The 11895-nt window shown below is 64.5% G+C and carries 9 protein-coding genes; 2 read left to right on the top strand and 7 right to left on the bottom strand.

Features of this window, described 5'->3' with window-relative positions:
* Positions 1-38: 38 nt before the first annotated feature.
* The 7 genes from JOE32_RS18045 to JOE32_RS18015 all read right to left on the bottom strand — a co-directional run bounded on the left by JOE32_RS18045 (position 39) and on the right by JOE32_RS18015 (position 8645).
* On the bottom strand, positions 39-1535 hold the full coding sequence (locus JOE32_RS18045; protein ID WP_209987020.1) for a YdgA family protein: 1497 nt from the start codon (positions 1533-1535) through the stop codon (positions 39-41).
* A 230-nt stretch (positions 1536-1765) separates the two neighbouring features.
* Complete coding sequence (locus JOE32_RS18040) at positions 1766-3211, bottom strand: efflux transporter outer membrane subunit (RefSeq protein ID WP_209987017.1); 1446 nt, start codon at positions 3209-3211, stop codon at positions 1766-1768.
* Positions 3208-4098 (bottom strand): efflux RND transporter periplasmic adaptor subunit, encoded by an 891-nt coding sequence (locus JOE32_RS18035; protein WP_209987014.1) that lies wholly within the window; start codon positions 4096-4098, stop codon positions 3208-3210. The genes JOE32_RS18040 and JOE32_RS18035 overlap by 4 nt, the downstream gene beginning before the upstream one ends.
* Positions 4095-4304, bottom strand: a complete 210-nt coding sequence (locus tag JOE32_RS18030) for a DUF1656 domain-containing protein (RefSeq protein ID WP_003231009.1) — start codon at positions 4302-4304, stop codon at positions 4095-4097. The genes JOE32_RS18035 and JOE32_RS18030 overlap by 4 nt, the downstream gene beginning before the upstream one ends.
* Positions 4301-6379 carry an FUSC family protein gene (locus tag JOE32_RS18025; RefSeq protein WP_209987010.1) on the bottom strand — a complete coding sequence of 693 codons (2079 nt, stop codon included), beginning with the start codon at positions 6377-6379 and terminating at the stop codon, positions 4301-4303. The genes JOE32_RS18030 and JOE32_RS18025 overlap by 4 nt, the downstream gene beginning before the upstream one ends.
* Positions 6376-6795 carry a MarR family transcriptional regulator gene (locus JOE32_RS18020; protein ID WP_209987007.1) on the bottom strand — a complete coding sequence of 140 codons (420 nt, stop codon included), beginning with the start codon at positions 6793-6795 and terminating at the stop codon, positions 6376-6378. The genes JOE32_RS18025 and JOE32_RS18020 overlap by 4 nt, the downstream gene beginning before the upstream one ends.
* A gap of 266 nt (positions 6796-7061) precedes the next feature.
* On the bottom strand, positions 7062-8645 hold the full coding sequence (locus JOE32_RS18015; protein WP_209987004.1) for a glycosyltransferase family 39 protein: 1584 nt from the start codon (positions 8643-8645) through the stop codon (positions 7062-7064).
* 180 nt (positions 8646-8825) lie between these two features.
* Between JOE32_RS18015 and JOE32_RS18010 the strand changes: the two genes are divergently transcribed.
* Positions 8826-10991 carry an outer membrane assembly lipoprotein YfiO gene (locus JOE32_RS18010; protein ID WP_209987001.1) on the top strand — a complete coding sequence of 722 codons (2166 nt, stop codon included), beginning with the start codon at positions 8826-8828 and terminating at the stop codon, positions 10989-10991.
* On the top strand, positions 10988-11686 hold the full coding sequence (locus tag JOE32_RS18005) for a DUF3142 domain-containing protein (protein ID WP_209986999.1): 699 nt from the start codon (positions 10988-10990) through the stop codon (positions 11684-11686). The genes JOE32_RS18010 and JOE32_RS18005 overlap by 4 nt, the downstream gene beginning before the upstream one ends.
* Positions 11687-11895: the final 209 nt, after the last annotated feature.

Here is an 11895-nt window from a genome sequence, read left to right as displayed (position 1 = left end):
GAATGTGATTGCCTGAAACGTCTTGGCTGCGTTGATCCTTACTGGGCGCGGCTGACTGCGCCGACTTTGCCCATCACGAAGCCGATGAATTGCTCGACGGTCATCTTCTGGCCGTTGAAGGTCACTTCGTTGTTGGCGTAATGCAGCTTGGACACCACGTCAGTCCCGACCACTGTGGCCAGCTGCGTGCCGACCGCCATGCCGCTGATCATCTGCGACGCCATCTGCGCTTGCTGCTCGATGGCTTTAGGATCGGTCACGCCGCCGAGCTGCGCCTGCAGAGCGGCGACGTCGGCGATCATTGGCTTGGACAGCGTGAGGTTGGCGTCCAGCAGCGACACCATCTGCTTGCCCAGTTCAACCGGCGGCAGTTCCATGCTGGCGGGTTTGGCCAGGTCCAGCACGAGGTTGAACTTGCTTTCGCCATGGGTGGTTTTCAGCGACAGGTTCTCTACCGCCACTTGCGGCTTGGCGGCCAGCAGTTGGTTGACGTTGGCCTCGGCCAGGGTCTGTTCGGCTTCAGTCAGTTGCAGCTCCGGCGCCGGCTCGCCCGCAGCGGCGGCCGCTTGCACGGGTTGCATTTTTTCCTGATAGAGCTTGGTGAGCACCACCATCGACGGGATGTCGACATCCTTCATGCTCACGGCCATGGCGGCCGAACCCACGGGTTTGCCCTGGTAACCGATCTCGTCGATCTTGTAGTCGACGCGGCCGGCCAGGTTGTTGTCCTTGATGTTGCTCGAATCTTTCTGCTCGAAACCCTTGAGGGTGAGCACGCTTTGCTGCGGGCCAAAGGTGAACTTGGCGTCGGTCAGCTCCACGGTGTTTTGCCCGGTGTAGAAGTCAAAGGTGGACTTCTCCAGGTTGCTGGCCACGGTCAGGCCGGCCAGATCCGCTGCGAGCGGCGTGCCGTTGGCGTCCACTGCCGCCACCTTGAGGCTGTTCATGTAACCGTCGAGCTTGACCTTCTTGCCTTCGGCGGTGCTGTCAAAGTTGAGGTTGAGGCCGGAGAAGCTCGCCGACGACTTGTCGTCCTTGAACTCCAGGGGCAGCAGTTCGACGTTGCCGTTGACCGAGCGGGTGTAGCCGATATTGGTCACGCCTTTGAGCGGCGACACATCTTTGGCGGCGGCGAACCATTTTTCGCTGGTGGGGTTCTTTTCCAGCTCAAAGTGACTGGTGGCCATCACCGGCAGCCATTTCAGCGTGACCAGGCGCGAGAACGGCAGCGGGCCGTGTTCGATATGGTCGACGAACAGCAACTCGGGGTTGGGGTTGTCTTCACCGAAGACCGCGCCCTGCGCCTTGAGGCGGTAGTGGGCGGTGCTGCTGAACACGCCACGGTCGAGCGAGACCAGCTCCAGGGAGACCTTGCCATCGACACCGGCCATGGAGGTCTGCAGTTCCTTGTTGGCGTTCTGGATTGCGGTTTGCAGCACCGGCTCCAGTTGCTTACCGGTGTACCAGGCGCCGCCTGCACTGACGACGCCAACGGCGACCACAAAACCCAAAAGAACGACTGCTGGCTTATTCATGAAGTGACCTGATCAAATCCTGTGAGAAGTGGGCTGTCTTCCTTGAACCCTGTAGGGGTTGGCTCAAGCCCGCCGAAAACGGGGGAAGATTAGCACTGGCGGCCACGAACGGCCCAGCCTTTCAGAGGGGCTTGGCCAGCGGGAGTTCACGCGGACGCCCTATCAATCTCATACGGTGGGCGACAGACGGGCCGTCCCGGTGTACGCCAGCGCCCCGAACTCAAGGTGTGTCAAGGCGTTGCCGGGGCCTGGGATCCTTGCGTTCGTGCGTTTTCCCAGCCGCCACCCAGCGCCAGGAACAGGTCGATCTGGCTCATGGCAACCTGGGTGTTGGCGGCCGCCAGTTGCGCGCGTACATCGGTGTAGGTGCGCGTGGCTTGCAGGTCGGCCAGGAACGACGCGCGACCGGCCTGGAAGAAACGATGGGTCTGCCCCGCCGCTTCCCTGGCGGACTCGCCGGCTTCGGCCAGCGCGTCGCGGCGCTGCAACATGGCGGTGTATTGCGCAAGGCCGGTCTGGGTTTCGCGGATGGCATTGAGCACCACCCCGTCGAAATGCGCCAGGGCGCCCTGAGTGGCCGCCTCGGCTTCATGGATGCGGGCGCGGGCGCCGTTGGTGGGGACGGTCCAGCTGATCATCGGGCCGAAGCCCCAGCGGTTGGTCGCCGGCGTGCCGAGGTCGTCGAGCAGGCCCACGGTGCCGACAGAGGCGCCGATGGCGATGTCCGGGTACAACGCGCCGGTGGCCACGCCGATGCGCGCGGTGGCGGCGGCCAGCTGGCGTTCGGCCTGGCGTACGTCGGGGCGGCGTTTGAGCAGGGCGGCGCCGTCGCCCACCGGCAGCAACTGGGCAATGTGTGGCAGCTCGGCGCAACTGGCGGTGCCGGCCGGTAATTGATCCAGCGGCCTGGCCAGCAGCATCGACAGGCGGAACAACCCGGCCTGGCGTGCGGCTTCATAACGCGGCATGTCGGCGCGCAAGGATTTGTATTGGGTCTGCGAGCGGGTCACCTGGGTTTCATCACCGCGACCGGCATCGCGCAGGCGCTGAGTGAGCCGGGTGCTCTGGCCTTGCAGGTCAAGGGACTCGTGGGCAATCGCCAGTTCCTCGTTGGCCGCGCATACCCGCGTGTACGAGCGCACCACATCGGCCACCAGGGTGATGCGGGCGATATCGGCCGCGGCCTGGGCTGCGTCGGCATTGGCCTGGGCGCTTTCGATGCCACGTTGCAAGGTGCCGAACAGGTCGAACTGGTAGGAGGTGGTAATGCCCACGCTGCCGATGTTGTCCACCGGGACCTTCTCGGGCTGCAGGAACGCCTCGCCAGACTCCTGCAGGCGCTGGGCTTCGGCCTTGGCGCCGGCACTCCAGCCGCCGGCGGACTCGGCCTGCTGGCTCTGGAAACGCGCGCGCTGCAGGTTGGCGGCGGCCACGCGCAGGTCGGTGTTGGAGGCCATGGCCTGGCGCACCAGTTCATTCAGGCGCGGGTCCTTATACAGCTTCCACCAGTCGGCCGGCACCGGCGCCGACACCACGTTGTCGCCCTCGCCCGCTATCGGCCCTTGCAGGTCTTTGCGGTTGACGGCGGCCGTGTCCGGCAGCGAGTAATCCGGGCCCACCACCTGGCAGGCCGACAGCAGCAACCCCAGCGCGGACGTGGCCAGAAGCCGTTTCATGGTTGCTCTCCGTCTTTAACCTTGTCGCCGATGATCGACACCGTGGCCGTGCGCCCGGCGATCATGCGAAAGTCGGCCGGCACGTCGTCGAAGGCGATGCGCACCGGAATCCGCTGGGCCAGGCGCACCCAGCTGAACGCCGGGTTGACGTTGGGCAGCAGGTTGGAGCCGCTGCTGCGGTCGCGGTCTTCGATGCCGGCGACGATGCTCTGCACATGGCCGCGCAGGCGGGCGTTGTCGCCGATCACACGGATGTCCACGGCCATGCCGACATGGATGCCGTCGAGCTTGGTCTCTTCGAAATAACCGTCGATGTGGAAAGAGTTGCTGTCCACCACCGACAGCACCGGGCGCCCGGCGGTGACGAATTCCTGGCTGCGCGGCGCGCGGTCGTTGACGTAGCCATCCACCGGGCTGCGGATCACCGAGCGATCCAGGTTCAACTGAGCCGCGTCCACCGTTACTTGCGCTTCGGCCAGGGCAGACTGGGCGCGGGCCACACGGGACTGGCTTTCTTCGAGTTGCTCGCTGGGCACGAGGTTGCCCAGGCCACGGTTACGCTTGTACTCGCGCTGGGCCTGGGCCAGGGTTTCCTGGCGGTCGGCCACGGCGGCACGGGCCTGGCGCAGGGCGAGTTTGAAACGGTCCTGGTCGACGGCGAACAGCACCTGGCCCTTGGTCACTGGCTGATTGTCGTGAACGTCCACGCGCTGGATCAGCCCGGACACGTCCGGCGCAATCTGCACGATGTCGGCACGGATGTGCCCGTCGCGGGTCCAGGGGGCAAACATGTAGTACATGACCATGCGCCACACGACGACGACCGCAAACGTCACGATCAACAGCGTGAGGACCACACGGCCGATGGTCAAAAAAGGTTTTTTCATGTCATCAGGTATCGACTGAGTGAGTCCACCGCGCCCAGCATCAGCGCGTAGAGCCCCACATTGAACAATGCCCGGTGCCAGACCAGGCGATAGAAGTGCATGCGCGTCAACAGCCCGTGCACCACCAGAAACAACAGGTACGTAATGCCCATCAGCACCAGCAGCGTGGGCAGGAACACCCCGCTGATATCCAGATCACCGATCATAAAGGTGCTCCATCCGGCAGCGGCGCTTCCAGCTCCGTGCCACCAATGAATTCAACCCCCGGCAGCAGCGCCAGCCGTAGGCCGGCCAGGGCGTGTAGTAGATGCAGGCGGGTGTCGTCGGTGTCCTGCAGGCCCTGCCCGTTGAGGGCGCGACGGGTGCGGTCGAGTGTCATCAGCAGACCGCCGGGCGCGGGCAAGCGTTCACCCGCCTTGAGGCAGGCCTTGAAGTAGCCGCCCACGCCTTCCACCACCTGGTTGAGCAGCACCCGCGGCACGCCGAGGATGCGCGGCGAGTAGGCCAGCAGGTCGAGCAGGTTCAGCGCCACGCGCAAGTCGCGCAGGGCGATGCCGGTGTCCTGCCCGGTGAGGGCCAGGCGCGGCAGGTGTTGCATCAGGCGGTCGAGCATCTGCGCGGCCATGTGCCGGTGCTCGGCCAGGGTGGCGGGTTCGGTGAGGCTGACGATGTCGCGCCAGCTGAACCGGGTCAGGCGCTTGGCCGCCAGCTCGGCGCCGAAGGGCCGCGCGATCAGCGTCCACACAAAGGCAAACAGCAGGCCCACGGGCCCGGCCAGATTGACGTTGGCGAAGTTGAGAAAATCGGCGTCGTAGGCACCCTGGATGCTGATGAACGACGAGGTGTTGACCAGCGTCAGCAGCATGCCCAGGTAGAAGCGCGGCTGGACTGTGAGGGTGCCAATGCAGATGAACGGCACGGCGAAGGCCAGCACCAGCATCGGGAAGTCATGCAGGTTGGGCAGCACCAGAAACAGGTACAGGCTGGCGAACAGCACCGACATGGCGGTCCAGAAAAAGAACCGGTAAATCTGCGGCGCCGGGTCGTCCATCGTGGCGAAGAAGCTGCATGCAACGGCGGCGAGGATCACCGCGCTGCCGCCGTCGGTCCAGCCCAGCAGAATCCACAGCACCGAGGCGACGATGATCGCGCTGACGGTGGAAAACGCCGAATAGAACATCAGGCCCCGGTCGAGGAACGGCGTGAGCCGGCCCAGGCGCCAGTGACGGTACACGGCGCGCCAGGTGTCCTGGCTTTCGCACTGGATGGCGGCTTGCAGGCTGCGGCAGTCCTGCCACAGGTCTACCCACTCGGCCAGGCGATAGAGCGCGTTGGAGAACAGCAACGTGTGGCGGTCGTTGAGCGCGTCGCCCTGGGGTTGCGCGGCGTCGATCTGGTCGCGCAACACACGCCAGCGTTCGAGGGGCGCGGTGTCGGTGGTGCCTTGTAGCCAGGCGTCGGCCGCTTGCAGCAAGGGCATGAGGCGCTCGATAAACTCGGGGGCGCGATGTTCGATGGCGTACACCGCGTCGTCCAGCGCGTCGATCACCGGCAGCAGGTGAATCATGCGCCCGCGCAGTTCCTTGGTGTTGCGCACCGTCTGTGGCCGCGCGCCTTCATGGGGCAGCTGGCCGATCATCAGCTCGAGGGTGTTGAAGGTGGCGACCATGCCGCCACGCAGGTTGCTGACTTCCTCGGTGTCGACGTTGCGCGTGAGAAAGCGCTGGCTGTAGACCTGCGCGTCGGCAAACCACTTGGCCACCGAACCGTCGAACACCGGCATCAGGCGACGCGGCCAGAACATCGCGCCGACCACGGCGGCCACGACGATGCCGAGGAAGATTTCTTCGGTGCGCGCTTCGGCCACATCCCACACTGCCAGGGGGTTATCCACCACGGGCAGCGCGATCAGCGGCAGCGTGTAGCCGGCGAGCATCAGGGCATAGTTGTTGGCGGTGCGCAGGTGCATGGAGAGGAACAGCAAGGTGCCGGTCCACAGTGCAATCACCACCACCAGGATGTAGGGCGACTGCACGAACATCGGCACGAACAACACCGCCGCCGCCGCGCCCATCAGGGTGCCGATGGCGCGGTACAGCGCCTTGGAACTGGTAGGGCCGACAAACGGGCTGGAGACGATGTACACGGTGGCCATCGCCCAATACGGACGCGGCATTTGCATGAGCATGGCGATGTACAGCGCGATCATCGACGCCGCGAAGGTGCGCACGCCGTAAAACCAGTCGCGGGCCGGCGGCATGCCGGTAAAAAATCCGTTCAAGGCGCCACCGCCCCCGCCGCTTCGAAGGCGCGCAGCACGCGCAACGCGGCTTCGAGGTCGTTGCGCGGAATGTCGGCCAGCACTTCGCGGCGCAGGCGCACCAGTTGCGCTTCCACCGCCTGCACCAGCTCACGGCCGCGCTCGGTGAGGCTCAAGGCCTTGGCGCGGCGGTCGTGGACGTCTTCGGTACGGCACACATAGCCGCCGCTGCACAGCTGGTCGAGCAGGCGCACCAGCGACGGGCTTTCCATGCCGGAGGCCTGGGCCACCTTGACCTGATGCACGCCGTCGCCCAGGCGGCCGATCATCAACAGCGGCACGGCGCAGGCTTCGGAGATGCCATAACTCACCAGCGTGGCCTGGCAGATTTTGCGCCAGTTGCGGGCGCCCACCACCATGCTGCTGCTGAGGTTCATCTGAAGGTGTTCAAGGGATTGGGACACAGGATTGATCGCATACAGTTAGTTTGCTAACTATCAATATGGTGGAAGCTGGCTTGAGCGTCAAGTTTTGAAACAATTTGGCGGATGGGTGGTGGCAAAAATGTGGGAGGGGCTTGCTCCCGATGGCGCAGGGTCAGTGTCGGATGAGCTGACTGACACACTGCCATCGTGAGCAAGCCCCCTCCCACATTTGGATCAGTCTTGGCTCCGGGGCTGGCGCGTCGAAGCCCAAGCCCAGTCTAGGGACAGCCCTCGGGCAACATCGACGGCACATTGCACAACACAAACAAGCGTGCCCTGGCACCCCCGCCGTCCTGGCGACTGAGTTCGTGCCAGCCCTGGGGCAGTGGCGCAAATTCGTCCGGCGCTTCGTTGCTGCTGATCAGCCATACGCGCCGGGTGCCGGCGGGCAGTGACGAGAGGTGGTCGAGGTAGATGCGCCCGCCGTCTTGATCCACCAGGGTGCCGAAGCCGTAGGCGTTCGGGCGCGTTGACGTACCGTCGGGCTTGGGCGGGGTATAGAGCTGCAGTTGGGCGTCGGTCTGGTCGTAATAGACATAGCTGAGGTACCACAGCATGTCGCTGAGCACGATGCGATCGTCTTCCTGGTAGTTGCGATTGACGAACTCCACCGGCACGTTGAATTGGTCCTGCTCGTCCACCGTGAAGTTGTTTTTCAGCCCAACCAGTTCCACCCCCACCAGCAACACGAACAACGCCGCGCCCCACCACGAGCCGCGGTCGATGAGCAGCGCCAGCAGGATCGGCAAGCCCAGGGCATACACCGTGAGATAGCGCTCAATGAACACCGGCGAGATAAACGACACGGCGTAGACCAGCAGCAGCGGCAGCAGGAAAAACAGCGCCAGCAGGCTGGCAGGTCGATAGGGTTGGCGATCACGCCAGACGCTGACGCCAACCAGCGCAATCAATAGCAGGGGGAATCCCCAGAACAGCGGTCGCCATAGCGCCAGGCCTTCATCCTGCAACATGAATTGCCAGACCATCGATGGCACAGACAGCGCATTGACCGGATCTTCCCAGCCAATGTCACCGCCCACCTTGAGCTGGTCGACGTGCTGCACCAGGTCCAGCAGGCCTGGCAACCAGGGCAGGTACGCCAGCACAATCGCGACGTTGGTCGCCCACCATGCCCGACGCGTGATCAGCCGCTGACCGCAGGTGCCCAGCACCCCCAGATACGCCCAATGCACCAGCACGCAGAGTGCGGTGAAGTAATGGGTGTAGAAACCTGCGGTCATCAGCAGCCCATAGGCCACCAGATAGCGCGTGCGTTCGGGTTGGCGCACCCAGTACACCAGCGCCAGCGTGGCGCCCAGCAGCCAGACGCCCAACAGCGAATACATGCGCACTTCCTGACTGTACCGCACCGCGGTCGGCAGCAGCGCCAGCAGTACGCCGGCCAGTACCGCCGCGCGCCGGGTGGACAACTGCCGCGTGAGCCAGATGCCCAGGCCCACGGCGAGCGCGCCCGGGATGGCGCTCATGGCCCTGATGGAGCCGATGCTGTCGCCGAACAGTTCGATCCAGCCGCGCAGCAGGAAGAAGTACAGCGGCGGGTGTACGTCATGGGCCGCGTGAAACCACAGGTCGTCCACGGCGTATTCGCTGAGCAACAGGCTTGAGCCCTCATCGCCCCAGATGGCCGACGCCGTCAGGTTGTAGAACCGCAGGGCCATCGCCAGCGCCAGGAGCGGTACCCACCAAAGCTGGCTGATCCAGCCGGCACGTTCCCAGCCCAGTCGGTTGAGCGCGGGCAATGCCGCGACTTTTTCGTTTTGCTCTACCACAGACCGACGCACCTTGATTCCCCTGCCACTGCTCTGATTGCCGACACGCAAACCAACGCCACTTTAGGACAAATGCCCCTGATTCGCTTGTGCAATCGGACAAATCGGCCAATTGCGCAGGACTTCACCGAAGCGCTGGTCGGATCACGCTATGATTGCCCTCCTCCAAGGACTCAGGCTCAAGGACACCTCATGCGCATCGGTTTTCTGTCACCCCTGGCACTGGCACTGCTCGCCGGTATTTCCCAGCAGGCGTTGGCCAGCTCGGACGACTCGTGCTACCCGGACTGGCGGGTGTCGCGTGACAGCCTGGACCCGTGCAACAACCTGCCCTTTCTGAGCCCGGGCAACGACAGCCGGGTCAACCTGCGCCTGCTGCTGTCCGACAAAAAGGTCGCACCGCTGGCCCCCAATGCCCTGGACGACACCGACCGGGCCGAGGGATTCGGCCAGGTGCCGTTTGCGGTGTATCGCCTGAGCCCTGCGCCTGCCGGTGACGACGAACCCGACGACAAGCCCGACGACTCGCGCACCGCTGAACTGGACACGCTGCTCAAGACCCTGGGCATCAAGCGCGAGGACTACAAAACCGCCGGCGAAGCGTTTTTGAGCTGCGAAGGCAGCCGCTGCCGCAGCAACGACGATGACAGCGCCACGGCGTTTGTCAGCCAGGTGATCAAGGCCGATATGCCGGATACCGAACGCGTGCTGCTGGCCAGGGCGCGCCTGCAATTGCTCACCGCCTGCAGTTGGGAGGGCGCGGTGGTCACCGGCGAAATCGAGTCCTCGAACGGCCGCCTGCTGCGCACCTACCTGCAAGCCGCCGCCGACTTCTACAGCGGGCGCTTCAGTGAGGCCGAACGCGGTTTTGCCGCCGCCAGCGGCTCAACCCTGCCGTGGCTGCAGGAAACCGCGCTGTACATGACCGCGCGCACCGCGCTGAATCAGGCCCAGGCCGAAGCGTTCGACGAATACGGCATGCCGCAGCGCGAGCATGTGGATAAGTCCGCGCTGGGCAATGCCGAAAAGGGCTTGCTCGGCTATCTGAACACTTATCCACAGGGCCAGTACGCGACTTCCGCTCGGGGCCTGTTGCGCCGCGTGCATTGGCTGGCCAATGACGATGGCAAGCTCGCCGAGGACTTCGCCTGGCAAATGACCGAAGCCACCGCCGAGCAGCGCAATGTGTCCCTCGATGACCTGGTGCAAGAGGCTGATCTCAAGCTGTTGATCGACAGCAACGGCAGCCTTGAGAACCCGATGCTGCAGGCGGTCAACGACCTGATGCTGATGCGCGCCGAGACGCCGCCCAAACTGACCCGCGCCGACCTCGACAAACAGAAGGCCACGTTTGCCGACGAGCCGGCGCTGTACGCCTACCTGCAAGCGGCGTTTGCGTTGTACGTCGAGCATCAGCCCGAGGCCGCCCTGAAACTGCTGCCCAAGGATGTGCCGTCGGGCCTGGATTACTTCGCCTTCAGTCAGCAGACCCTGCGCGGCCTGGCCCTGGAAGCCGGGCAGAATTGGAAAGCGGCGCAAGCCCTGTGGCTGCAACTATTGCCGCTGGCCAAACAGCCTCTGCAACGCGACCAGCTGGAGCTGGCCCTGGCGATGAACTACGAACGCAGCGGCGAGTTGGCCAAGGTGTTCGCGGCGGACTCGCCGATCAGCGCCAACAACGTGCGCTACCTGCTGCTGCGCAGCGTCGCCGGCCCCGACCTGCTGCGCCAGCAGATCGCCAAGGCCAGCGACCCGGTGGAGCGCCACACCGCGCAATTCGTGCTGCTCTACAAGGACCTGCTGCGCAGCCAGTTCGCCACCTTCGCCGACGACCTCAAGCAACTGCCGGCCACGCCGCCTGAAGACAAACTCGACACCAGCCTTGGCTACACCTATGGCGGCGGGCAAACCTTGAAACTGTTCCAGTGGAACGGCGACAAAGCCGCGTCCGGCTACACCTGCCCGAGCATCGCGCAAACCGCCGCGACCCTGCAGAACGACGCGAAAAACCCGCAGGCGCTCAATTGCTTCGGTGAGTTCATCCTGCGCAACGGCCTGGACGGCATGCCACTCGAGCAAGCCCGCGCCGCCGGCAGCCTGGGCAGCAGCGCGTCGAACTTCAGCGGTGAAACCTTCTCGCGTCTGGACGGCTACAAACAGGTGATCGCCAACCCCAAGGCGCCGAAAACCGACAAGGCCTACGCGCTGTTTCGCGCCATCAACTGCTACGCGCCCGCCGGCTACAACAGCTGCGGCGGCGAAGACGTCGCGCCGGCCGTGCGCAAAGCTTGGTTCCGCCAGCTGAAGACAGGCTTCGGTGACACCCAGTGGGGCAACGCCTTGCAGTACTACTGGTGAAACACCTGTGGCTGGGCCTGCTGTTGCTGGCAAGCCCGGCCTTCGGCGCCGTCGACGCCCGCGACTATGACGCCTTCTGGCTGTGGAGCGGCGTCACGCCGCAGCCGGTACTCAAACAGGCGAAGACGCTGTACATCCTTCAGGGCCAGATCAACTCCACCCGCCGCACGCCCACCGTGCGTTTGATCGCCCAGGGCATGAGCGTGCCGCGTATCACCAAGGGCGAGGTCTGGGTCGTCTACCGCGCCCACACCCTGCACTGGCCGGAGCGGGTCTACGCCCAATTGCTCGGCCAGGTGCAACGCTGGCGCGACGCGGGCAATCCGGTGGTCGGCATACAGATCGACTTCGACGCCCGCACCCAATACCTGCACGAATACGCGGAGTTTCTGCGCGACCTGCGCCAGCGCCTGCCGGCCGACCTGCGTCTGAGCATCACCGGCCTGCTGGACTGGGGCAGCAACGCCGACCCCGCTGCCATCGCCCAACTCAAAGGCGTGGTGGATGAAGTGGTGGTGCAGACGTACCAGGGACGGCACAGCATCCCGGATTACGCGGCGTATCTGCCGAGGGTGAGTCGGATGGGGGTGCCGTTCAAGGTAGGCTTGATTCAGGGTGGCGAGTGGCAGGCGCCGGCGTACTTGCGCGAGAACGAGTGGTTTGGCGGGTATGTGGTGTTTTTGCGCAATCCTTAGCGCCGCAAATGGGCTATTTCAGACACCCCCATTCCTGTGGCAAGCGAGTGTATTGTGGCGAGCCCTAATGCCGTTCAGTTAAGCGCAGATTCCCTGTGGCGAGCAGGCTTGTCCTGCGTTGGGCTGCGCAGCAGCCCCAAAACCAGGCGCTGAGCCGTATCAGGTACACCGCGTTTTGCTCGATGGGGGGCGCTTCGCACCCCCACGCG

Origin of the sequence: Pseudomonas sp. PvP025 (genome assembly GCF_017832155.1) — a bacterium.
Classification (GTDB): Bacteria; Pseudomonadota; Gammaproteobacteria; order Pseudomonadales; family Pseudomonadaceae; genus Aquipseudomonas.
The sequence above is the reverse complement of the archived record's forward strand: the minus strand, read 5'-3'. Positions and strand labels throughout refer to the sequence as shown.